Source organism: Cystobacter fuscus, assembly GCF_002305875.1.
Taxonomy (GTDB): Bacteria; Myxococcota; Myxococcia; order Myxococcales; family Myxococcaceae; genus Cystobacter; species Cystobacter fuscus_A.
Genome location: NZ_CP022098.1, coordinates 1,230,596 through 1,251,212, shown reverse-complemented (window position 1 = coordinate 1,251,212; position 20,617 = coordinate 1,230,596). Strand labels below are relative to the sequence as shown.

Sequence of the window (20,617 nt, the reverse complement as noted above, 5' to 3'; positions counted from 1 at the left end):
GGAAGTCGCGATTCAGACTTGCGTCATGGTCTTAAAGTGGTATCTTCATGGTATTACGAGCCCAAGGAAGAAGGAGTCATGTCGATTCATCAGAGCGGAGTGGAAGTCCTCGATCGGGACGCGCTGTCCAACGACCTGCCGCTGCCGCTCTACCTCCAGCTCGCGCGCTACCTGCGGGGGCAGATCGTCAGCGGCCGGTTCGGCCATCGGGACGCGCTGCCCGGCGAGCGGGAGATGGCGGAGCGCTTCAGCGTGTCGCGCGTCACGGTGCGCAAGGCGATCAAGGAGTTGCTGGACGAGGGGCTGCTGCAACAGCGCCAGGGCGTGGGCACCTTCGTCACCCGCGGCTCCAGCCCCTATGTGGAGCAGCGCCTGTCCACCCTGACCAGCTTCTCCGAGGACATGAGCTCGCGAGGCCTCACCGCGGGCTCGGTGTGGCTCAATCGCACGGTGACGGTAGCGACCCCCGAGGAGACCCTGGCCCTCGGGCTGAGCCCGGGCGCCACCGTCAGCCGCATGCAGCGCCTGCGCACCGCCAACGGCAACGCCATGGCCCTGGAGATGGCGGTCATCCCCACGCGCTTCCTGGCCGACCCCCAGGATGTCCAGGGCTCGCTCTATGAAACGCTCCGGCGCAAGGGCTTCACCCCCCACCGCGCCCTGCAGCGTCTGTCCGCCATCAGGCTGCCCGCCGAACAGGCCGAACAGCTCGGAGTGCCCGAGGGCTCCGCCGCCCTCTACATCGAGCGGCGGACGCTGCTCGAGGACGGCACCCCGCTGGAGTTCGTCCGCTCCCAATACCGGGGCGACGCCTACGACTTCATCGTCGAATTGAACCTGGCCGCCCCGGCCCGAGAGGTGAACCGATGAGCCTCACTCCCCAAGCCGTCCATCCCGTGGTCCCGCAGGTGCCCGCCATGGCACGCGAGGCCGCCCAGGCCGCGGACGCCGCGCGCCAGCAGATTACCCGCTGCGCGGGCACCTTCGCCGAGCTGGGCGAGCGGCTGCGTCAGCACCCGCCCCGCTTCATCATCACCTGCGCGCGCGGCAGCTCCGACCACGCGGCCAGCTATGGCAAGTACCTCATCGAGACCACGCTGGGCCGCGCCGTGGCCTCGGTGGGGCCGAGCGTGGCGTCCGTCTACAACACCCCACTGGACTGGAAGGACAGCCTCTTCATCGCCGTGTCGCAGTCGGGCCGCAGCCCGGACCTGCTGCGGCTGACGGAAGCGGCGCGCGAGGCGGGCGCGCTCGTCGTCGGCTTCGTCAACCACGAGGACTCCCCGCTCATGCGCATGTGCGACGTGGGCATTCCGCTGTGCGCCGGCCCCGAGCAGAGCGTGGCCGCCACCAAGTCCTATCTGCTCTCCGGCCTCGCGTTCCTGCAGCTCGTGGCGCACTGGTCCCGTGAGCCGGAGCTGCGCGACGCGGTGACCCGGCTCCCCGAGGCCCTGGAGGCGGCGCGCGCGCTCGACTGGTCTCCCGCGCTCCTGCGGCTCGCCGACGCGCGCGGCCTGTACGTGCTCGGACGCGGCATCGGCCTGGGCGCCGCCCTGGAGATGGCGCTCAAGTTCAAGGAGACGTGCCGGCTGCACGCCGAGGCCTTCAGCACCGCCGAGGTGCTCCACGGCCCGCTGGCCCTGGTGGGCCCCGGCTTCCCCGTGCTGGCGCTCGGCCAGGAGGACAACTCCGCGGGCAGCACCCGGGACGTGGTGCGCCGGCTCGTCGAGCTGGGCGCCGAGGTCCGCTCGGTGCTCGACGTACCCGGGACGGAAGCACTGCCGTCCGTCCCCGGCATCCCCACCGCCATCGCCCCCCTGTGCCAGGTGCAGAGCTTCTACATGGCGGTGCACCGGCTGGCCGTGGCGCGCCGGCTCGACCCGGACGCGCCCCCCCACCTGCGCAAAGTGACGGAGACCGTGTGATGAAACGCGTGCTGAGTGGGGCCCGGGTCTTCACGGGCGAGCAATTCGTGGACGGCCACTGCGTGGTGCTCGAGGACGGGCACGTGGCCGCCGTGGTGCCGGCTCCAGCCGCGCCCACCGACGCCGAGCTGGTCCGGCTGCCCGGGGACGCGCTGCTGGTGCCCGGCTTCATCGACACCCAGGTCAACGGCGCGGGGGGCGTGCTGTTCAACGACACGCCCACCGTCGAGGCGGCGCTCGCCATCGCGGCGGCCTCACGTCGCTCGGGCACGACGGGACTGCTGCCCACCTTCATCACGGACGAGCAGGTGAAGATGCAGCGGGCGTGCGAGGCCACCCTCGAGGCCATGGCCCGTCCCACCAGCGGCGTGCTCGGCATCCACCTGGAAGGCCCCTTCATCAGCGGCGACCGGCCCGGCGTGCATGACCCGCGCTTCATCCGCACGCCCTCTCCCCGGGACATCGACTACCTGATGGCGCTGCCGGAGCGGCTCGCCACCCACTCGGGCCGGCTATTGCTGACGCTGGCGCCCGAGCGCGTGGAGGACGGCCTCCTCACACGGCTCGCCTCGGCGGGAGTGCTGCTCGCGGCGGGCCACACGGCGGCGCCCTACGAGCGCACCCGCGATGCCCTGCGCGCGGGCGTGCGCGGCTTCACCCACCTGTTCAACGCCATGCCGCCCTTGACCAACCGCCAGCCAGGCCCCGCCCTGGCCGCGATCGAGTCCGAGGAGGCCTGGTGCGGCGTCATCGCCGATGGCATCCACGTCCACCCGTCGCTGCTGCGCATGCTCGTGAAGAGCAAGCCGCCCGGCAAGGTGTACCTGGTGACGGACGCCATGCCGCCGGTGGGCACCGACGCGCGCTCCTTCACCCTCTATGGGCAGACCATCCTGCGCCGGGACGGGCGGCTGGTGACGGAGAACGGCACCCTGGCCGGCGCCGACATCGACATGATGACGGCGGTGCGCAACTGCGTGCGTCAGCTCCGGCTGCCCCTCGAGGACAGCCTGCGCATGGCCTCGCTCTACCCGGCGAGCTTCCTCGGACTGGAGGGACAGCTCGGACGGATCGCGCGGGGCTACCGCGCGGACCTCGCCCTGCTGCGGCCGGACCTCACCGTGCTCGCCACGTGGGTGGCGGGTCAGGCGCAGTGGTACTGAGAGCCCCGCTCAGGGGCTCGAGCACCTGAGCTGGAGCGGGTAGGACTCCATCACGACACAGCGGGCGCCGTCCGAGCACGACAGCAGCTCGGAGCAGGCGGTCGTCGCATCGAGGCACCGCGCCTGCCGCTCCCCCTCCAGGGTGAAGGCGATGCAGCTCTTGCCCTCGGCGCACGCCGGAACCTCCACGCCACACACGGGTGCTTGCTCCAGCGAGGCCCCCGAGCGCACGCTCAGGCTCGCCTCGCGCGGCGCGCCCTCCCGCGGCGCGCCCTCCTGCGTGGTCCGGCATGCGCCCAGCAGCCCCAACATCAACAGACCGCCCATCAGTCTCGACACGCTTGTAACTCCTCTCGACGAGGGACGGGTTGCTCCGCCCTCACGAGTCTCGAAGCTACCAGCGCGCTCGCGGCGCGGACGCATGGAGTGAGGGGCCCCTCCGAGCCACTGTCCTGGAGGCGTCACGAGGAGGCCCGGCGGTCAGAACGTCTGGCTCGTGGGCCGGACGACGAGTTCATTGACGTCGACATCCGCGGGCTGGCCGATGGCGAAGGCAATCGCGCGGGCGATGGCGTCCGCGGGGATGATGTTCTTGCGGATCTCCTCGATCGCCAAGCGCTTCATCTCTGGATCCGAGATCGACTCCGCCAGCTCCGACTCGGTCACGCCGGGAGCCACGAGCGTGACGCGGATGGAGCCGCCGACCTCCTGACGCAAGCCCTCGGAAATGGCCCGGACGGCGAACTTCGTCGCGCAGTACACCGCGGAGGTCGGCACCACCACGCGGTCGCCCACGGAGCTGATGTTGACGAACTGCCCCGAGCCCTGCGCCTTGAACAGCGGCAGCGCGGCGGCGATGCCGTAGAGCACGCCCTTGATGTTGACGTCGACCATGCGCTCCCACTCCTCGACCTTGAGGTGCTCCATCAGGGAGAGCGGCATCACGCCGGCGTTGTTGACGAGCACGTCGAGCCGGCCGAAGCGCTCGACGGCGAACCCCACGAAGCTCCGCACGTCCTCCCGGCGGGTCACGTCGAACTGCCGGTACGCGGCCTCGCCGCCCTGACGGCGGATGTCCTCGACGAGCGCCTCGAGACGCGCGGTACGCCGAGCGCCAACGACGACCCGAGCCCCCTGCGCGGCGAGTCTGCGAGCCGTGGCCTCGCCAATCCCACTCGACGCTCCCGTGATTGCAACGACCTTGCCTTGGATTTCCATGACGCACTCCCCGGGTGTGGACCCCATTCGCCGGACGTCTCCGTGACGTCCAGACACGCGAAACATAGAGATCGACCTCTCATGCCACCACCTCATAGGATTCAGTCCTTGGATGACGGGGAGTCATGCATGGCCGTTGATGGAAAACTCCTGGGAGGCATGGGTGTTCTGGCCGCGGTGGTGGACGCGGGAAGCTTCATCCGAGCGGCGGAGAGCCTCGGCATGACGCAGTCGGGAGTGAGCCGCGCGGTGGCCCGGCTGGAGCAGCGTGTCGGGGTGCGGCTGTTCGATCGCACCGCGCGAGCCGTCAGCCTGACGGACGAGGGACGGCGCTTCTACGAGCAGGTGGCGCCCCTGCTCGCGGGCATCGAGGACGCCGCGGCGACGGTGTCCGACGCGGCGGGCGCGGTGCGGGGCCTGTTGCGCGTGAACGTCGACTCCGCCTTCGGCCATAACGTGCTCGCGCCTCGCCTGGGCGAATTCCTCGCGCGTCACCCGGCGCTGTCGGTGGAGCTGGTGGTGCGCGACCGCATCGGAGACCTGGTCGCCGAGGGATTGGACATGGCGGTGCGCTTCGGCGAGGCCGAGCCCTCGGGCCTCATCTCCCGCCAGCTCGCGCGCTCCCGGGTGCTGACCTGTGCCTCTCCCGAGTACATCGCACGGCATGGACGGCCCAAGCATCCGAGCGAGCTGGCCCAGGGCCGTCATGAATGCATCCGCGTCCGCAATCCCTTCACGGAGAGTTACTTCGAGTGGGAGTTCCAGCGCGGGGAGGAAATCATTCCCGTGAACGTCCAGGGACGACTCGTGGTGAATGACTCGGGCAGCCTCATTGGCGCCATGCTGAGCGGCCATGGCATCGGCCAACCCTTCGAGTTCAGTGTGCGCGACCTGCTCGAATCAGGACGGCTGGTGAAGTTGCTGCCCACCTGGTCGGACGAGAGGTATCCGGTCTACGTGTACCACCGCTCCCGTGAACTGCCCGCCGCCCGGGTGCGGGCCTTCATCGACTTCCTGTTGGAGATCGCGAAGTAAGCGGGCGGACCTGATAGTTACCGGAGCGATGGACACCGCCCACGCCCTCGAGGAACACCGCGCCGCGCTGACCGGCCACTGCTACCGCATGCTGGGCTCCGCCGCCGAAGCCGATGACGCCGTCCAGGAGACGATGGTACGGGCATGGCGCAACCTGGACCGGTTCGAGCAGCGCGCGTCCCTGCGCACCTGGCTCTACCGCATCGCCACCCGCGTGTGCCTCGACGCGCTGAGCGAGAACTCGCGCCGCATTCGCCCCATGGAGACAGGGCCCGTGGGCACGGTGAATGACACCCTCACCTCGCTGCCGGGCTCGCATTGGCTCGAGCCCATTCCCGACGCGCTCGCCGTCCCCTCGGACGCGGACCCCGCCGAGCGCTTGATGCTGCGCCAGAGCATCCGTCTGGCCTTCGTGGCCGCGCTCCAACACCTGCCGCCCAAGCAGCGCGCGGTGCTGCTGTTGACCGAGGTCCTCGGCTGGTCCGCCGCCGAGGCCGCCGAGAGTCTCGACACCTCGGTTGCCTCGGTGAACAGCGCCCTCCAGCGGGCGCGGGCGACACTCGCCACGCACGATCTCACCCAGGCCCGCACGCCCTTGTCCGATGCGCAGTCCACGCTCGTGGATCAATACGTCGAAGCCTTCGAGCGGTATGACGTGACCGCGCTCACGCAATTGCTCCACCAGGACGCGACCCTCTCGATGCCGCCCTATTCGCTGTGGCTTCGCGGTCACGAGGCGATCAGTGCCTGGCTATTGGGGCGGGGCTCGGGCTGCCGTGGCTCCCGATTGGTGCCGACCTTGGCGTGTGGTTCGCCCGCCTTCGGACAGTACCGGCCGGGGAGCGAGCCGGGACAGCCCCACCAGCCGTGGGCGCTGATCGTGCTCGAACTCTCGGGTGACCGCATCGCCGCGATGAACTCGTTCCTGGACACGGCGGCGCTGTTCCCGCGCTTTGGCCTTCCCATGGAACTCGCACCGTAGACCGAGCGCGATGACGTCAAGCCGCCGCGTTTCCAGACGACGGCGAAGGCTCGAAGTAGTGACGCTCGGCGAGATCGGCGAGCAGCCCTGGGTGCGTCGGCTGCCAGCGCAGGAGTTCCCGCGTGCGCGCGCTGGACGTGGGGTTGTCGAGCTGCGCGAAGGTGGCAAGGAAGCCGAGGTGCTTGTTGGCATCGTCCGCCGAGATGCTGGTCGCCGGTAGCCCGAGGCCACGGCCGATGGCTTCAGCGATGTGGCGGAACGGGACGCCCTCGTCGACGACGCCGTGGAGGCGTGAACCCGCCGGCGCCGCTTCCAATGCCAGGCGGTACAGACGCGCCGCGTCGAGTGTGTGCAGCGCGGGCCAACGGTTGGACCCTTCTCCGACGTAGGCAGCGAAGCCGTTCTTACGCGCCATCGCGATGAGCGACGGGATGAACCCGTGGAGATCCAATGAGCTATGCACCGTCGGTGCAAGACGGATGACCGAGGAGCGGACACCGCGCTGACCGAGCGCGATGACGGCGTTCTCCGAATCGACGCGCGCTCCGCCCTCGAGGACGTCGTCTTCGGTGCCGATACGACCGCGCACGCCAAACGCCAGCGGGAGCGTTCCCCCCGTGCTCACGAACGGCTTGCCGGAGCCCTCGAGCGCCGCACCGACGGCCTCGATGGCACGGAGATCGGCCGCCGCCGCCCCCGCGTAGTCGCCGGTGAAGGCCACGTCGTGCTTGAACGCGAGGTGGATGACGCCATCCGCGGCGGCGGCGGCCTCTCGGAGAGCATCGAGGTCGTCGAGGGTGCCTCTGCGCACCTCGGCGCCGGCGGACGCCAATGCGGCGGCCGAGGTGTCGGAGCGAGCGAGGGCGACGACCTTGTGCCCCGCGGCGAGCAGCTCGGGAACGACAGCGGAACCAATGTGACCGGACGCACCGGTGACGAAGACGCGCATGGAACCTCCTGATGTCAGGGTCTGACATCACATCTAGCAGCTGATGTCAGTTCCTGCAATCAGATGATGTCAGTTCCTGAAATCAGCTAGGCTGGAGCGCATGAGCCGCTGGGAACCCAACGCACACGAACGGCTGCAGCAAGCCGCGATGGAACTCTTCCAAGAGCGCGGGTACGACCGCACGACCGTGGAGGAGATCGCCGCGCGCGCCGGGCTCACCGAGCGGACCTTCTTCCGCTACTTCGCCGACAAGCGCGAGGTCCTGTTCTCGGGCTCGAAGGATCTCGAGAAGCTCATCGTCGAGACCATCGCGGGTGCTCCACAAGGGATGGCTCCGCTCGACGCCGTTGCCACCGCTCTCGAAGCCACGGCGCCAATGTTCGAGGAGCGCCGTGCGCGGGCGCGCACGCGACAGGCCCTCATCGCGGCGCATGCCGAGCTTCGAGAACGCGAGCTGATCAAGCTCTCATCGCTCGCATCGGCGATCGCCGAAAGCCTGCGAGGGCGAGGCGTCGCCAGGCCGGCCGCCACTCTCATCGCCGAGGCGGGGATCGCCATCTTCAAAAGCGCGTTCGAGCGCTGGGTCGAGGACCCCCAGGAGCACGACCTCTCACATCACGTCCGCGGGGCGCTCGAGGAGCTCCGACTCGTCACGGCCGCAACGGGCGCGGCGTCTTCGGCCCGGCCCCAAACGAAAGCGACGCAACGCAGTCGACGGAGTTCCCCGTAGAGCCGAAGCGCGCGAAAACCTCCCGAGGTCGCTCGGCGATGACGTAGCGCTGCGTGCGCAACCTCGGCGTGTTCCCCAGGGCTCGTGAAGGGGTAAGGGGCGAGGGGTGTGCCCCTCCTGCAACGCGAAGCGGGCGCATGTGACCGGCGGTGCACTTGGTGGAGCGGGTGATGCCTCACGTGCCCTACCGTCAGTGGACGCTGTCCTTTCCGCACCGGGTCCGGTGGGTGCTTCTCAAGGACGTGGGACTGCTCTCCGACGTCCTCACTGTCTTCCTGCGCGCGGTGTTCGCCCTACAACGTCGGAGAGCGCGGAGGCAGGGCCTCCGTGGTGGGCAAGCAGGGGCCATGTCGTTCATCCAGTTCTTCGGCTCGGCCTTGCAGGTGACGCCGCACTTCCACTCGCTGGTGCCAGACGGTACTTTTGTGCAGAGGGAGGGCGGCGTGCACTTCGAGCCGTTGCCGCCACCCACGCAAGACGAGGTGGAGCGTCTGCTGAGGGGGGTGCGCCACCGGGTGCTGCGCCTCATGGAGAAAAGAGGGGCCCTGCCCGCCCAAGGGCCCGAGGACGCGCTGCACGTACCAGGCGCACTCCCTGCAGCAACGGCTGCGCTGGACGGAGGTGGACGTCCGGCCCCCTCACAACAAGCAGCCGCGGTGCGCATTGCTGGAGGGTTTCTCCCTGCACGCCAACACGCACCTGCATGCCGAGTGGACCAGGCAGAGATGCTCAGGAGGACGTTCGACTTCGACGTGTTCGCCTGCGTGAGGTGTGGAGGCCGGCGGAGTGTATTTGCGTACGTGAAGGGGGCTTCCGGGGTGCGGGCGATTCTGGAGCACCTGGGCTTGCCCACGGCAGGTGCGAGCCTGGCCCCGGCACGAGGGCCACCCCAGCCCGCGTGGTGTTGAGGCTCAAGACAGCCCACAGTCCCCTGCCACGCACCTGAGAGGAGCGCGGCCTGGGCAGACGTGTACCCCAAGGGCGCTGCGCGGCCTTTCCACCGGCCGGGCGCATCGCTCGGGCGGCCCCGTCAGCGGCCCTCCTCGGCCCCTCCGCACCCTCTCTCCCCCTCAACAGCGCCCCCATCCCTCTTATGCGCTGACGCAACCCAGGCCAGGACCGTCGAGCGTGGCACGTCCACACTCTCGGCAGCAGCGCCTCTCAAAGGACTACGAGCGCCAGGAGTCTTCCTCCGAAGCATTCATCCATCTCGGAATGATTGACCTCATGCTCCGGCGCCTCGCCTGACTGCCCCAGTTCAACACCCTCTGAGACCACGGCGGTGGGGAGGCCCGCTCAACCAGAGCGGGCCTCGAGGGCATTGGGTTCTTGCTACGCCTCTTGATAACGTCCGCGCGAACGTCGCGGTGTTTTCAGGAGGCACGGAGTGGCGGAGCATCGAACCAAGCGAAGGTCAGCCCTGGGGCGGGGGGGTGGGACCGCCGTGCTCAGCCGATGGCTGAAATGCCTGGGGAGACACAAGGCAATCGTGCTCTTTCTGTTCGTTGTCCTCATGTCGACATCCGTCGCGGCTCAGCCAGACATCGTCATGGATGGCACACGAGACAACTGGCCCGTCGGGACGCATATGTTCTTGATGGAGGACGCGTCCCGGACGCTCACGATCGAGGATGTCTCGCGAGGCGAATTCGCCCATCAGTTCACCCGGTCGTCAACGGCCACGCCGACTTATGGCTACTCGCGCAGTGTCTGTTGGGTGCGCTTCTCCTATCTTCAAAAGGACCTGACACCGGACCAGAAGTGGTTGTTGGCCCTGGGAGATCCGACTCTCGAGCGGGTAGACATCTATTTTCAAAACCCGGACGGGTCCTTTGATGTCCGGCACGCGGGCGCACATGTGCCCCTGGTACAGAGGGAGATCGCCAGCAGGTTTCCTGCCTTCCTCCTGCGCGAGGCCAGTACCGCGCCCGTGACCGTCTATCTTCGGCTCGAGACCTCGTTGCTCATGAGAATTCCCCTCGTCATCATGACCAACGAGAGGTTGATACAAGAAGCCGCATTGAGCTTGATCCCGTGGTGGATCTACATCGGCTTCCTGGCCAGCATGGCGCTGTACAGCACATTCCTCTATTTCTTCCTGAAAGACGGTGCCTACCTCTACTATACCCTCTATGTTGTTTTCAACGGCACTGGCATTGGACTGTCCTTCTCAGTGGTCGGCTACGAATATTTTCCAGATGGCGCCCTGTGGTTGGAGCGACTCTCGCCGATGTTGTTGCATCTGGGAATCTTCGTTGGCTCTCTTTTCGTGCGCTCAGTCCTGAATACCCGGAGGATGGTGCCCAGGATTGACCGGCTGATGCTCGTCCTGGTGGCGGTCAGTGGTGTCTTCGCGGTGCTTGCCGCATTCATCCCGGCTCGTCTCTCACAGCTCATGGTAAACGTGTTGGCGCAGGCGCTGGCGCCGTTGCTGCTCGTGGTCTCCGTCGTGATCTGGAGACGTGGCTTCCGGCCCGCGCGCTTTGTTCTCGCGGGCTGGAGCGTGCTTGGCGTGTCGTTTGCTCTCACTCCTTTCTATACTCATGGGTTGCTGCCCACCAACATCATCACCCATCACCTCCTGATGATCGGCTCGACCATCGAAATGATTCTATTTGCGCTGGCTTTGGCCAGTCGAATCAACGAAGCCGAGCGCGCAAGTGAGTTGGCCAAGCGCCAAGCGCTTGAGGGCGAGATTCATCGACTGCGGAACATTGAACTGCGCCAGGCCAACGAGGAGATCCTCCGGAAGCAAGGCCAGCTTGTTCACGCCGAGAAGATGGCCTCATTGGGCGAGCTCACGGCGGGAGTCGCGCATGAAATCAAGAACCCGCTCAACTTCGTCAACAACTTCTCTCTCTCGCTGGTCGAGCTGACGGATGACCTGCTGCAAGAGCTCACGAGGCTGCCCGCGAACCAGAAAGCCGTCCTCGAGGCGCTCGCCGTCGACTGCGGACTGACGGCCAGGAAGATCGCCGAGCATGGGGAGCGCGCGAATGGGATTGTCCGCAGCATGTTGGATCATGCCTCCATTCGGCCAGGAGAGCGCCGCATGACGGACATCAACCAACTCGTCGAAGAGCACATTCAACTCGCCCACAGCGCATGGAGCCAACGGTCTGGCTCACCCGTCTCGATCCGCAGGGACCTTGAGCCGGGACTGTCCCTGGTCGAAGTCATCCCCCAGGAATTGGGGCGCGTGTTGCTGAACCTCCTGAACAACGCCTTCCATGCCGTCGACGAGCAATGCAAGAAGGGGCTCAACGGCTATGATCCGTTCGTCCGTGTCTCCACGCACGGCCAGGACGGCAGGGTGCGGATTCTCATCCAGGACAACGGAGCCGGGGTTCCCGCGGAGCTTCGTGAGAAGATCTTCAAACCCTTCTTCACGACGAAGCCTCCCGGGCAGGGGATCGGACTGGGACTGTCGCTCAGTTATGGAATCATCACCAAGCGTCATTCGGGGACCCTCGACTTCGAAAGCATCGAGAACGAGGGGACCACTTTCGTGATTGCCCTGCCCATTCATCCACCCAGTGCGCCTCACGCATGAAGCCGCTATTCGACGAGCGCGAACTCGATGCGGCCCAGGTGCTCCTGCGTGGAGACCCGCGTGGCGCCGACAGTTGCTCGACGCGCTCGACGTGCTCCGTCCAGGAGGCGCGGTAGTGCGCGATCCAGTCGAGCCGCAGCTTCATCCCGCGCGGCTCCACCCGGAGTAGAAGCAGCTGTTCTCGCGCCGGCTCGTCACCCGCGGGGAGGCTCCACTCGCCCGTCGCCGACTCAATCGGGGCCCCGGGAAGGGGGAGGGATGGAGCGGAAGGACTGGCTTTCCCGATGGACGGCAGGACCTAGAGTCCACCCGCGAGACCCTCCGGCAGTTCGTCGCGTCCCCCGCGCGTCCGGGTGGGCACATTGCAGAGGGGGGGCCACGGATGGCATAGAAGGCGTGCCTCGTGCGCGTTTTCGCGCCGTGAGGGGGAGCATGAAGATTCAGTCCTGGGCTGCTGCGATGCTGACGACGTGCCTGCTGGGGGCGCCCGTCGCGTTCGCGGAGAGTGGTGCGGGTGGTGAAGCCCGCGCCGCCCACAATGCAGGAACCGAGGAGACGGGTCCCGAGGTGGACTGGACGCGAGGCCCCGCGCAAGTGGATATCGGCAACGACATCGCGCAGATCGAGCTTCCGGAGGGTCTGGTGGGTCGCCCCCAGTCCCCGGCCGGTGTCGCCGTGGAAGTATTCGTGGAAGAGCACCAGCTCGCGCCAGTTCCCTCAAGCAGGTGAGGAGGAGGCGAGCGCGGGGCATGAGGCAGCGGCCAGGAAGGAGCGGATGAAGGAGAGGACACCGCGAGTGGACCAGGCAGAGATGCTCAGGAGGACGTTCGACTTCGACGTGTTCGCCTGCGTGAGGTGTGGAGGCCGGCGGAGTGTATTTGCGTACGTGAAGGGGGCTTCCGGGGTGCGGGCGATTCTGGAGCACCTGGGCTTGCCCACGGCAGGTGCGAGCCTGGCCCCGGCACGAGGGCCACCCCAGCCCGCGTGGTGTTGACATTGGTACGAGTCAATGTATGCAACCCATGTCTCGGAAATCACATGAGCCGGCCGGGCACGAGCAGCCAGACGCGTGGCTCGACATTTCTCCGCCCTCCAGCAGGAGGCGCGGGCTCGCACCTTGGCGCCACGCCGCAACGGCATCACCGCGTCGGTGGGGCTGCGGACGTCGTTCGACCAGTCGTGCCACATGGCCCGGACTTCAGGAGCGCACGAAGACCGACCACACCATCCGGATCGGACGTTTTCGGGAGATGAACTCCAGGCCATAGAGCGCCGCCGCGGGCTCCGTGGTCAAGGCCAGATCGAACGCTCCCTCGGCGACGGCCTTCGCGGCGCTGCTGGTCGAATCCACGCTGACGATCTCTCCGACCCGGAATCCGCTGGGGAGGAGCTGGGCCACCAGCGGCTTGGGTGATGGATGACTCGCGATGGTCGGCACGGCGGACAGCCCCTCCCGGTCCTGTCTCTTCGCGATGCCGTAGAGAGGGGTGTCCATCACGAACACGTCCGACAGCACGAGCGAGTCATCCATGTAGAAGCGGTGGATTTCCTTGTAGGCATTGGCGACGACCACGTGGGTCAACGCGCCCGAGCGCAGCTCTTCGTACGCCTGCTCGTACGTCTGGTACAGCTCGGTGCGGGACTCCCGCCGCAGCCTCGAGCGGAGCAGATGGGCCGCTTGTTCGCTGCTGGTGCCGGGGGGTCCCAGTGTACCGACCACCACGTCGGCCGTGTGCCTGTCCACCAGGCTCACCCAACCAAGGTTCGTCATGGCGCTCTCACTCCTCGATGTCCGCGATGACCCAGGTGCTGATCTCGCGCCACCGCGCGGCCGACTCCTGGTGGAAGGGGTGATCCAGATAGCGCTGCAAGGCCTCCTGGTCATGGAGCAGGCCGATCACCGCGAAGTCATGCGCGATATCCCGGCGGCTGATGTTGCGCCCCGCCTGCCAGTGCAGCAGGTCCGGCACCCGTTCCCCGACCTGGTGCGACGACTGCTCGGCGGCGAGCGCATCGGGCTCCCGCCAGGTGATTCCCGGTTTGAACTTGAACAACACGATGTGTCTGATCATGGCAGCTTGGACTCCGCGGCGACGAACCCGGCCAGCCGATCCAGTCCCTCGTCAATCAATTCCGGGGTGAGCAGGCTGAAGGACAACCGGATCTGATGGGAGTGGTCCTGGTTCGCGTAGAAGTGGTGCATCGGCGTCCAGATGACTCCGTGTTCGCGTGCCGAGCGCTCCAAGGACTTGTCATCCACCGGAAAGGGCACCGTCACCACGATGAAGAACCCTCCGCCCGGCGTGTTCCAGCTGACCGGTCCGCCCGCGGGGAAGCGCCTGGCGAGTCCGGCGAGCACTCGCCGGAGGTTGAGCCGATAGATTTCGATCTCGCGTTTGTTGGCGGCGAGCATGCTGTACCCGTTGCGCAACAGCTTTCCTCCGACGATCGCCTGCGCGACCGGTGAGGTGTTGAGCGTGACATTGCTCTTGATCAACGACAGTTGATCCGCGAGCGACCCCACGACGACGCCCTCCTGCGTCACCGGCTGATCGGCGATGACGAAACCCACACGAGCACCGGGCAGTCCCGTCTTGGCGAACGAGCCGATGTGGAGCACGACCCGCCCGGTGTCGAGCGCCTTGAGCGTGGGCAGCCGGTTGTTGGGATCGGCGTGGAACAGGCCATAGGCGTCGTCCTCGATCAACAACAGCTCGTGTTCCGCGGCGATGTCGAGCAACCGCCGCCGGGTGGTCAGATCGAGGCTGATGCCGGTCGGGTTGGAGAAATCAGGAACCAGGTACAACGCCCGCGTCCGCAGGCCCCGCTTCCGCGTGGCGGCCAGCTGGCGCCCCAGGTCGTCGAGATCGATGCCGTGGGGGCCGCTGGCGACCGGGACCACGGGCATGTCGAGCAGCCGCGCCGCGCCCGTGAGCCCGAAATAGGCCGGCATCACGGCCAATACGGCGTCACTCGCATCCGTCCGCAGGGCCCTGAGCACCAGGAACATCGCTTCCTGGGCGCCCACCGTCACCACGATGGACTCCGGATCGACCCGGATGCCCTCGTCGACCTCGAGGTACTTCGCGACCAGATGGTGGATGACGCCCTTGGTCCGTCCATACTGGTACAAGGTGCGCCGCACCTGCGCGGCGCTCTGCTCGAGGTCCTGGGTCAGGTGGGCCACGAAGGCATCCAGGTATTCGTGCAACTGATTCACCTGGAACAGTTCCTCGAAGGGTCTGCCCGCGGCGAATGAAATGGCATCCGGATGATTGCTCGCGATGTCATTGAGCAGATTCATTGACAACAGCACCGGGTCGGCCAGCGCCCCGTGCAGTGTGTCCAAAGGCAATTCGAGCATGACGGCACAATCTCCAGCAGGAGTCGGGAAATGACATCGCGCGGCGCCGGGCGAAATGGATTGCGTGACTTCTCGGACGTGTCCGAGAAGTACATCAAGGCCTGACGTGTCGGCTGAACGAGGGCCGTCCGCACCGCACAGGCCGGCCTTGCCGGTGACGGGGATGCGAGGCCCGATGAGCCGTCACCCCCCCGCCCAGGTCATGCTGCCTTGCCAGGCACGGGCGTGTTGAGCAACTGCTGCTCCCACAGGAACGCAATGCCGAGGCCAGCCGCATGCTGCTTGAGCAGGTCGACGAATTCAGCCACGTGCGCCGTCCGAGCGTGATCGCGCTGCCATTCGGACACGAGTGCCAGCCACGTCATCATGTTGGCGCCAGCCGCGATCATGCGTTGGATGGCCACCTGATGCGCCTCCACCGAAAAGGCGCCACACGCATCGGTGATCACCGTCACATCCCAGCCCTCGCCGAGGGCATGGATCACCGGCATGGCGACACAGACCTCCGTATACAGGCCCGCGATGATCAGCTGCTTGCGCCCCGTGGCCTTGACCGCGTCCACGACCTTCCGGTCCTCCCAGGTGTTGATGAACGTCCGGTCGATCACCTTCTGGCCCGGGAAGACATCGGTGATCTGCGGGAAGAGGAGGCCGCCTCGCTCGGCGATCACGCTCGTCAGAATGGTCGGGACGCCATAGGCCTTGGCGGCCTTCGCCAAGGCCGTTGCATTGTTGACCACCAGGTGCGGATCGTGGCTGTTCACGTTCGCGAGCTGGAACGGCTGGTGGTCGATCAGGACGAGGACCGAGTCCTCGGGACGAAGAAGCGAAGAGAGGCCGTTGCGGAAAGTCATCGGAGCATCCTTGTGCCGTTGTGGCGAAGTGGGTGATGGAGTGGTGCGCCAGCGACAACGCCGCTGGGAGACTCAATGTGGCGTTCTGGAGCTCGACGCGGTAGTACGACTGCGTGGCGAGCTGTGTCGCGGAAAGTGGAACGCTGAGTTGGACGACGAAGATCTGCGAACGTTTGTGGAGGTGGCTGATGCCGGCGGGGTCTCGCCCGCGGCAGTGCGGCTCGGCGTGTCCAAGTCGATCGTCAGCCGTCGGCTCGTCCGTCTCGAAGGGGAACTCGGCGTCCAGCTGCTGACCCGATCCACCCGGGGGGCTGCGCTCACGGAGGCCGGGGCCACGTTCCGTGACCACGCCGCCAGGGTGTGCGCCGAGCTCGACGCGGCAAGGGAGACGCTCCTTCCCGCCGGTGACCTTCGCGGACGCCTTCGTGTGGCCGCGCCACTGTCTTTCGGCCTGACTCATTTCGCTCCCGTGCTCGCGGAAATGGCGCGACGCCACCCCCAGCTTCACATCCAGACCTGCTACAGCGATCGCTTCGTCGATCTCATCGCCGAAGGGTACGACTGCGCGATACGGGTGGGATACATCCAGGACTCCAACCTGATCGCACGACGCATCGCCACGATCCACGCGAAGCTCGTCGCGAGCCCGGCCTATGTCCAGGCGCACGGGTCGCCCGAGACCCCGCAGGAGCTGCTCGCTCACCAGTGCCTGATGCAGGGCACCGAGACCTGGCAGTTCATGGACGGCGACGAGGTCATCACGGTTCGTCCGCAGGGACGCTTCAAGGCCGACAACGGCGTGGCGCTGCTCGCGGCTGCGACAGCGGGCATCGGGATCGCGCTCCTGCCCGACTGGCTCACCGACAAACACGTGGCCTCCGGAGCCCTCGTGCCCGTCATGACGCGGCATCCACCACCCGCGGCGGGTGCGTACGTGGTTCGACCGCCGGGTCAGCATCCCGCACGGAAGATCCGGGTGCTGACCGAACTCCTGATCGAGCATTGCGACCTGTCCATGCGCTCCGCGGGATTCGCCCCTTAGGAGCACGACCGCCCTTGCATGTCGTCAGGCGTGCCGGGCGACGGCCGGCATCCCGGCCGTCCGCTGCTGGCCGGTTGCGATCCTTTCTTCATCGCCGCCGCGTTGGCGCTGACGGTGAAGTGGGGGCCGCCATGGCAGTTGGCACAGCCGGCGGATCCGAACACCGCCTTCCCCCCTGGACGGCCTCACCGGTCAGCACGCCGTTGGCCCTGCGGTACGGCGAGGAGGCGAAGGCATCTTCCGCGGTCACGTAGGCGGCGAGCGCGGAGGCAGGGTATCCGTCGTGGGCAGGTCGGGGCCGTGTCGTTCATCCAGTTCTTCGGCTCGGCGTTGCAGGTGACACCGCACTTCCACTCGCTGGTGCCGGACGGTGTTTTCGTGCCGCGGGAGGGCGGCGTGCGCTTCGAGCCGTTGCCTCCGCCCACGCAAGCAGAGGTGGAGCGACTGCTGCGGGTGGTGCGGCACCGGGTGCTGCGCCTGCTGGAGAAAAGAGGGGCCCTGCCCGCGCAAGGGCCCGAGGACGCGCTGCAGACACACCAGGCGCACTCACTACAGAAGCGGCTGCGCTGGACGGAGGTGGATGTGCGGCTCCCTCCCCGAAAACAGCCCCGGTGCGCCTTCCTGGAGGGCTTTTCCCTGCACGCCAATACGCACCTGCATGCGAACGACAGGCACGGGTTGGAGCGGCTATGCCGCTACGGAGCACGCGGTGCGCTGGCACTGGAGCGTTTGTCACGAGCGGAGGATGGCCGCATCGCCTACCGCATGAAGCGCCCGCTGCCGGACGGCACGACGCATCTGCTCTTCACCGGGCTGGAGCTGCTCCGCCGGCTGGCCAGCCTGGTGCCTCCTCCGAGGGCAAACCTGACGAGGTTCCACGGCGTCTTTGCCCCAGGCGCGAAAGTGCGTCCATTTCTGCTCCCTCAAGCAGGGGCGGAGCCGGGGCTGGAGGAGGAGAGCCCCGCCTTTGCCGCGACGGTGCAGGAGCGGAGGAAGGAGCCCACACCCCGTTTGGACTGGGCCGGGCTGCTGCGCAGGACGTTCGCCCTGGATGTGTTCGCGTGCTTGAGGTGTGGAGGCAGGCGGCGGGTGTTGGCGTACCTGATGGCCTCCTCATAATGCCCCACCTTCCTCCACACTTATTTGAGCAGCTCCGCGTCCGCTGGAGCCATTTCCCTGGGCCTTGGCGGCCCTCAGCCGCTTGAGTGTCGAGCGATCGAGCTTGTACCACCGAGGGGTGCCCGGACCGCCGCCCTCGACACATCGCAGCCAGCCCTTCTCGACCCAGGTGCGCACCATTGTCTCAGTAACATCCAGCAGTGCGGCGACACCGTGCGTTGAGTACAGGCCGTCAGCCCGGCGCTCCGGCTGTCGAGGCCGTCCTCGCCGTCGTCCCACCGGCTGGCGGTGGATGCCGTAGCGCCTGCGCACCCAGCGCACCGCTTGCTTGTCCCAGGCGCGCTTGACTCCGGAGAGCAGCCCCCTTCGGTTCAGCTCAGCCGCTATCTCCCTATCGGTCCTCTTCTGCTCCACCAGTGTGCCAATGAGCTTGATGGTCTCGGGTGAGGTAGCCCTCGTGTAGGAAGGGCGGCGTGCAATGGTCAGGTCGCTGCACGCACCGGTCTGCCATAGCACCTGGATGTGAATCCCGCGCTCCGGGACTTCCACAGGGCTGAGCGCCACCTCTCGCACCAGAATCCGCAGCAGGTTCTTGCGCTCGGCATTCGTCGTGCTCCGTGCGTGCCAGACGTACGACAAGTCCTTGGCCAGTTCGAGCAGGCGTGCTCTGTCCTGGCTCGTGAGTTCCACCTTCTCGCGCCGCAGTACCTGCTGGTGCTCGCGCTCGAGCACCTCCAACTCGCCCAGCTTCTCGTTCCACTCACGCTCCAGCGTGCGGGCCACCACGCGGTTGTCCGGGTCCACCGCCTTGTAACGGCGCTCGGCCAGTTGCGCCTCGTAGTGCGCCCGCTCCAGCCGCAGCTTCCACTGACGCCCTACCTCCTGGGCCTGCCGTTCCACCTCCCGGGTGATGGCCAGGCCCAGCTCAATCTCCGGAGGCTGGACTGTCTCCAGAAAGAGTCGGGCGACTGCCTCGTCAATGCCTGCGGCCGACACCGTCCAGCACATGCCCTTGTCGGTGATGCGGCGGCACTCGTAGTACGGATGCCCGGACTCCCGGTAGGCCGTCTGCATCCGGTGACCGCACCGGCCACAGAGCACCAGCCCCTGCAACAGAGCGCTCCCTTCGCGGACAGCACCGCGTTGGTCCGGCTGCTGGTAGCTGGGATGGTTGGTAGCGAGCCTCTTCTGGTTGGCTTCGTATTCCTCCCAGCTGATGTAGGCCGGGTGGTGGTTCTTCAGGCATACCTTCCATGCTTCCCGCGGCAAACGCGTACGGCGCTGGCGCCGCAACTGTCCGTCCACCAGCGCCATGTGCCTCTCATTGCGCCCGAAGACATAGGCACCGGCGTAGGTGGGGTTGTGGAGCATGGAGAGCAGCAGGGTGTAGCGCGGTGGCTCCGGGTGCAATTGGTGCGTGCCCGGCTCTCGCACGGGCAGCTTCAACCCGTTCTTCATGAAGTAGCGCAGCACGGCATAGGCGCTGCCCTCCAGGCGAAAGCGCTCGAAAACAAGGCGCACGGCTCGCTGCACCCCTTCGTCGGGGTCGAAGCGAAACCGGCTCGTTGTCTCCTCCCACTCATAGCCCACGGGCGGCGTGATGTGGAGGGCACCACGCCGTGCCTTGGACAGCTTGCCGCCCTGCAAGCGCAAACGCATCCAGTACAACTCGGCTTCGCTCATGGTGCCCTTGAGGCCCAGCAGCAGCCGGTCATTGTAGTCGCGCGGAGTGTAGACGGCCTGTTCATCGACCAGCACCACGTCGGCCAGGCCGCACAAGTCCAGCAGCCGGTGCCAGTCCGCCGAGGAGCGCGCCAGGCGAGAGACTTCCAGCGAGAAGATGGCGCCGACGCGTCCGTGCGCGACCTCCTCGGCCATGCGCTGGAAGCCCGCCCGCCAGTCCGCGCTCGTACCGCTCTGGCCCATGTCTTCATCGATTATCTCAATGCGCTCGGGCGGCCAGCCCAGCTCCAGAGCACGCTGGCGCAGGGCGTACTGACGGGCCGTGGACTCACGATGCTCATGGACCTGACTGAGCGTGGACTGGCGCAGATACACCACCGCTCGACGCTCCAGATGCGTGGCTCGAACCTTGTCGTTCATCGCCTTCCTCCGCGTCTACGGTTTCGGCGCGCAGCGCCTTGTGCAGCAGGGCGGCCCACGTGCCGAGCAGTTGCTGCCTTGCCGCCACGGGCAGTGCCGACCACGGCGGGCCGGATTTCTGGGGTGGACACGTTGGCATGTGTCAACGTAGGTCCACCGTGGGACAGGGGCGCGGTTGATGAGCCCTGGGGGCGACCGAGCGCCACCTGCACTGCGCTGGCAAGCTTGAGCAGAACGGGGACGGAGAGGCGGACTGCGCGACCACCGACGCTCGGCGGAACGAGGGGTGGGGAGCGGTCCGTCCACTCGAGCGGCAGTCGCATGTACCGGCCGGGAGGGTACTCCACGTCGACGTAGCGCCGACCGTCCTGGCTGCGGATGAACCGGGCGACCGGCAGCATCACGCCCTTGAGGGGGTGGACCGGCAGCGTTACGGCCACGTGCTCAAATAAGGGTGGCGGACCCGTGGCAGTGTGTCGATGCCGTCCTGAAGGGAGCAGGAGGGGCGAGAGCGATTCTGGAGCACCTGGGGTTGCCCACGGCGAGTGCGCACCTGGCCCCTGCGCGAGGGCCGCCCCAG

The 20,617-nt window shown here is 67.1% G+C and carries 19 protein-coding genes; 11 read left to right on the top strand and 8 right to left on the bottom strand.

The features are described from left to right. Positions 1 to 78 precede the first annotated feature (78 nt). From CYFUS_RS05275 to nagA, 3 genes are read left to right on the top strand one after another with little or no spacing between them, the layout of a single operon-like run. Positions 79 to 870, top strand: coding sequence for a GntR family transcriptional regulator (locus CYFUS_RS05275; protein ID WP_095984233.1), 792 nt, complete (start codon positions 79 to 81; stop codon positions 868 to 870). Further along, positions 867 to 1,925, top strand: a complete 1,059-nt coding sequence (locus tag CYFUS_RS05270; RefSeq protein WP_095984232.1) for an SIS domain-containing protein — start codon at positions 867 to 869, stop codon at positions 1,923 to 1,925. The genes CYFUS_RS05275 and CYFUS_RS05270 overlap by 4 nt, the downstream gene beginning before the upstream one ends. Further along, positions 1,925 to 3,088 carry an N-acetylglucosamine-6-phosphate deacetylase gene (nagA, locus tag CYFUS_RS05265; RefSeq protein WP_095984231.1) on the top strand — a complete coding sequence of 388 codons (1,164 nt, stop codon included), beginning with the start codon at positions 1,925 to 1,927 and terminating at the stop codon, positions 3,086 to 3,088. The genes CYFUS_RS05270 and nagA overlap by 1 nt, the downstream gene beginning before the upstream one ends. Positions 3,089 to 3,097: 9 nt before the next feature. On the opposite strand, the gene CYFUS_RS05260 is transcribed toward nagA, so the two are convergent. After that, positions 3,098 to 3,427 carry a hypothetical protein gene (locus CYFUS_RS05260; protein ID WP_095984230.1) on the bottom strand — a complete coding sequence of 110 codons (330 nt, stop codon included), beginning with the start codon at positions 3,425 to 3,427 and terminating at the stop codon, positions 3,098 to 3,100. A gap of 141 nt (positions 3,428 to 3,568) precedes the next feature. Continuing rightward, the gene (locus CYFUS_RS05255; protein WP_198316463.1) at positions 3,569 to 4,306 is read right to left on the bottom strand and encodes an SDR family oxidoreductase; all 738 of its coding nucleotides are present in this window, start codon (positions 4,304 to 4,306) and stop codon (positions 3,569 to 3,571) included. A gap of 129 nt (positions 4,307 to 4,435) precedes the next feature. On the opposite strand from CYFUS_RS05255, the gene CYFUS_RS05250 reads away from it, so the two are divergent. Beyond that, positions 4,436 to 5,341, top strand: a complete 906-nt coding sequence (locus CYFUS_RS05250) for a LysR family transcriptional regulator (protein ID WP_095984228.1) — start codon at positions 4,436 to 4,438, stop codon at positions 5,339 to 5,341. Positions 5,342 to 5,369: 28 nt separating this feature from the next. Beyond that, positions 5,370 to 6,323, top strand: coding sequence for a sigma-70 family RNA polymerase sigma factor (locus tag CYFUS_RS05245; RefSeq protein ID WP_095984227.1), 954 nt, complete (start codon positions 5,370 to 5,372; stop codon positions 6,321 to 6,323). 16 nt (positions 6,324 to 6,339) lie between these two features. Here CYFUS_RS05245 and CYFUS_RS05240 read toward each other — a convergent pair whose 3' ends face one another. Further along, positions 6,340 to 7,272, bottom strand: coding sequence for an SDR family oxidoreductase (locus CYFUS_RS05240; RefSeq protein ID WP_095984226.1), 933 nt, complete (start codon positions 7,270 to 7,272; stop codon positions 6,340 to 6,342). 100 nt (positions 7,273 to 7,372) lie between these two features. Between CYFUS_RS05240 and CYFUS_RS05235 the strand changes: the two genes are divergently transcribed. The 4 genes from CYFUS_RS05235 to CYFUS_RS05215 all read left to right on the top strand — a co-directional run bounded on the left by CYFUS_RS05235 (position 7,373) and on the right by CYFUS_RS05215 (position 12,284). After that, the gene (locus CYFUS_RS05235; protein WP_095984225.1) at positions 7,373 to 8,002 is read left to right on the top strand and encodes a TetR/AcrR family transcriptional regulator; all 630 of its coding nucleotides are present in this window, start codon (positions 7,373 to 7,375) and stop codon (positions 8,000 to 8,002) included. A 170-nt stretch (positions 8,003 to 8,172) separates the two neighbouring features. Beyond that, a complete protein-coding gene (locus CYFUS_RS53795) occupies positions 8,173 to 8,910 on the top strand; it encodes a transposase (RefSeq protein WP_095984224.1) in 738 nt (245 codons plus the stop codon). A gap of 581 nt (positions 8,911 to 9,491) precedes the next feature. Next, a complete protein-coding gene (locus CYFUS_RS05225; RefSeq protein WP_095984223.1) occupies positions 9,492 to 11,555 on the top strand; it encodes a 7TM diverse intracellular signaling domain-containing protein in 2,064 nt (687 codons plus the stop codon). Between the two features lie 432 nt (positions 11,556 to 11,987). Continuing rightward, positions 11,988 to 12,284 (top strand): hypothetical protein, encoded by a 297-nt coding sequence (locus CYFUS_RS05215; RefSeq protein ID WP_095984222.1) that lies wholly within the window; start codon positions 11,988 to 11,990, stop codon positions 12,282 to 12,284. A 469-nt stretch (positions 12,285 to 12,753) separates the two neighbouring features. Here CYFUS_RS05215 and CYFUS_RS05205 read toward each other — a convergent pair whose 3' ends face one another. From CYFUS_RS05205 to CYFUS_RS05190, 4 genes are all read right to left on the bottom strand, one after another. Continuing rightward, positions 12,754 to 13,326 (bottom strand): prephenate dehydratase domain-containing protein, encoded by a 573-nt coding sequence (locus tag CYFUS_RS05205; protein WP_095984220.1) that lies wholly within the window; start codon positions 13,324 to 13,326, stop codon positions 12,754 to 12,756. A 7-nt stretch (positions 13,327 to 13,333) separates the two neighbouring features. Beyond that, positions 13,334 to 13,627 (bottom strand): Dabb family protein, encoded by a 294-nt coding sequence (locus tag CYFUS_RS05200; RefSeq protein ID WP_095984219.1) that lies wholly within the window; start codon positions 13,625 to 13,627, stop codon positions 13,334 to 13,336. Beyond that, positions 13,624 to 14,919, bottom strand: a complete 1,296-nt coding sequence (locus CYFUS_RS05195) for a PLP-dependent aminotransferase family protein (protein WP_095984218.1) — start codon at positions 14,917 to 14,919, stop codon at positions 13,624 to 13,626. The genes CYFUS_RS05200 and CYFUS_RS05195 overlap by 4 nt, the downstream gene beginning before the upstream one ends. Positions 14,920 to 15,119: 200 nt before the next feature. After that, positions 15,120 to 15,773, bottom strand: coding sequence for a hydrolase (locus CYFUS_RS05190; RefSeq protein ID WP_095984217.1), 654 nt, complete (start codon positions 15,771 to 15,773; stop codon positions 15,120 to 15,122). Between the two features lie 148 nt (positions 15,774 to 15,921). Here CYFUS_RS05190 and CYFUS_RS05185 point away from each other — a divergent pair, with 148 nt between their 5' ends. Together CYFUS_RS05185 and CYFUS_RS52355 are read left to right on the top strand one after the other, a co-directional pair. Then, complete coding sequence (locus tag CYFUS_RS05185; RefSeq protein WP_095984216.1) at positions 15,922 to 16,815, top strand: LysR family transcriptional regulator; 894 nt, start codon at positions 15,922 to 15,924, stop codon at positions 16,813 to 16,815. A 300-nt stretch (positions 16,816 to 17,115) separates the two neighbouring features. After that, entirely contained in the window at positions 17,116 to 17,934 is an 819-nt protein-coding gene (locus CYFUS_RS52355; protein WP_232537381.1) for a transposase, read from the top strand. Here CYFUS_RS52355 and CYFUS_RS05175 read toward each other — a convergent pair. Next, a complete protein-coding gene (locus CYFUS_RS05175) occupies positions 17,929 to 20,037 on the bottom strand; it encodes a recombinase family protein (protein WP_095984214.1) in 2,109 nt (702 codons plus the stop codon). The genes CYFUS_RS52355 and CYFUS_RS05175 overlap by 6 nt on opposite strands. Positions 20,038 to 20,617: the final 580 nt, after the last annotated feature.

Excerpts from the sequence above, each read along its gene's own strand:
- CYFUS_RS05275 (WP_095984233.1), top strand. The coding sequence starts at position 79 with ATGTCGATTCATCAGAGCGGAGTGGAAGTCCTCGATCGGGACGCGCTG.
- CYFUS_RS05270 (WP_095984232.1), top strand. The coding sequence starts at position 867 with ATGAGCCTCACTCCCCAAGCCGTCCATCCCGTGGTCCCGCAGGTGCCC.
- nagA (WP_095984231.1), top strand. The coding sequence starts at position 1,925 with ATGAAACGCGTGCTGAGTGGGGCCCGGGTCTTCACGGGCGAGCAATTC.
- CYFUS_RS05255 (WP_198316463.1), bottom strand. The coding sequence starts at position 4,306 with ATGGAAATCCAAGGCAAGGTCGTTGCAATCACGGGAGCGTCGAGTGGG.
- CYFUS_RS05250 (WP_095984228.1), top strand. The coding sequence starts at position 4,436 with ATGGCCGTTGATGGAAAACTCCTGGGAGGCATGGGTGTTCTGGCCGCG.
- CYFUS_RS05245 (WP_095984227.1), top strand. The coding sequence starts at position 5,370 with ATGGACACCGCCCACGCCCTCGAGGAACACCGCGCCGCGCTGACCGGC.
- CYFUS_RS05240 (WP_095984226.1), bottom strand. The coding sequence starts at position 7,272 with ATGCGCGTCTTCGTCACCGGTGCGTCCGGTCACATTGGTTCCGCTGTC.
- CYFUS_RS05235 (WP_095984225.1), top strand. The coding sequence starts at position 7,373 with ATGAGCCGCTGGGAACCCAACGCACACGAACGGCTGCAGCAAGCCGCG.
- CYFUS_RS53795 (WP_095984224.1), top strand. The coding sequence starts at position 8,173 with ATGCCTCACGTGCCCTACCGTCAGTGGACGCTGTCCTTTCCGCACCGG.
- CYFUS_RS05215 (WP_095984222.1), top strand. The coding sequence starts at position 11,988 with ATGAAGATTCAGTCCTGGGCTGCTGCGATGCTGACGACGTGCCTGCTG.
- CYFUS_RS05205 (WP_095984220.1), bottom strand. The coding sequence starts at position 13,326 with ATGACGAACCTTGGTTGGGTGAGCCTGGTGGACAGGCACACGGCCGAC.
- CYFUS_RS05200 (WP_095984219.1), bottom strand. The coding sequence starts at position 13,627 with ATGATCAGACACATCGTGTTGTTCAAGTTCAAACCGGGAATCACCTGG.
- CYFUS_RS05195 (WP_095984218.1), bottom strand. The coding sequence starts at position 14,919 with ATGCTCGAATTGCCTTTGGACACACTGCACGGGGCGCTGGCCGACCCG.
- CYFUS_RS05190 (WP_095984217.1), bottom strand. The coding sequence starts at position 15,773 with ATGACTTTCCGCAACGGCCTCTCTTCGCTTCTTCGTCCCGAGGACTCG.
- CYFUS_RS05175 (WP_095984214.1), bottom strand. The coding sequence starts at position 20,037 with ATGAACGACAAGGTTCGAGCCACGCATCTGGAGCGTCGAGCGGTGGTG.